The 1,109-nt window shown below is 67.6% G+C and carries 1 pseudogene; it reads right to left on the reverse strand.

What is annotated here, in order from left to right:
• A pseudogene (locus tag ABD323_RS41445) lies at positions 1 to 341 on the reverse strand (DNA sulfur modification protein DndB); the annotation flags it as partial.
• Positions 342 to 1,109: the final 768 nt, after the last annotated feature.

The following is a 1,109-nucleotide window of genomic DNA, read 5'->3' on the forward strand; positions in this document are numbered from 1 at the left end:
ATCAGGTACCCGATCCGGCCGTCCTCGCCAATCATTTCGAACCGGCACGAGCCGGCGTCGCGCACCAGGAGGGCGGGCGCCACCCAGCCCGGGTTTTCGGCGAGGTACAAGCCGAAGCCCTTGGCGTGGCGCAGGTCCACACGGCGGTTGTCAGGGTCGACCTTGTCGGGGTCGGGGATGGGGAGGATGACGGACAGCTCCGACAGGGGAACGCGGGTGCTGTAGACGGTCCGGCCGCCCTGGGTGGTCCTGATCGCTAGGTAGGTGGACTCCTTACGGCTCAGCGTCAGGCGCCGGGGATCCACGTTGATGTCCGGCGTGCCGGTGAAGGTTTCGGTCACAGCAAGCCCATCTTTTGCGGCCGGTAACGGTTGCCAGCCTCGAATGGGGCGCAACCGTAGCAGGATTGCTGACTAAGCATCAAATCTACTGGTAGTCCTAGAAGTTAAGCGCTTACTGTGCCTGTGGGACCCGCTAAGCTGAGGGCCGCGCCGGTCCACCGGCGCTGCACGGCGTGCCCCGGTCAGCGACGCCGCCGACGCCATTGCCCCGTTCGGCGAGAAGTACGGCGACACCGTGCGCATCGTCGACTTCTCCCGCGAGCTGTGCGGCGGAACCGACGTCGCCACGGCTTCCAGGTCGGCGCCTTCCGCCTGCTCAGCGAATCCTCAGTTGGCTCCAACCTCCGCCGCATCGAAGCCTTCGCCGGCCACGGCACCCTCCGCCACTACGACACCGAGCGCCGTCGGCTCGAAGAGGTCTCCACACTCCTCGGCACACGCCCGAAGAATGCCCCAGAGGCCCTGCGCAAGCGCCCCGACGCCCTAGCCACCACGCAGCGGGAACTCGTCCGCCTGCGCGGGGCCGAACTACGGAGCCAAGTGGGACAGCTCGTCTTGGGCCCCACCAGGCAGCTGGGGCCGGATCGTCTCGCAGCGGGTCATGGGGCTGGGTGCGGACGACCTCCGCGTCCTCGCGCCTCTGGAGGCCGCCCACCTCCGCAACGACCGAGCCGTGATTCTCGGGACCGAACACGACGGCAAGGCCCTGCTCATCGCCGCCATCACGCCCAGGATCGTCAGTGACGGAGCCGAGACCAGTAAGATCCT

This window comes from Kitasatospora nipponensis (assembly GCF_039528135.1).
GTDB classification, from domain to species: Bacteria; Actinomycetota; Actinomycetes; order Streptomycetales; family Streptomycetaceae; genus Kitasatospora; species Kitasatospora nipponensis.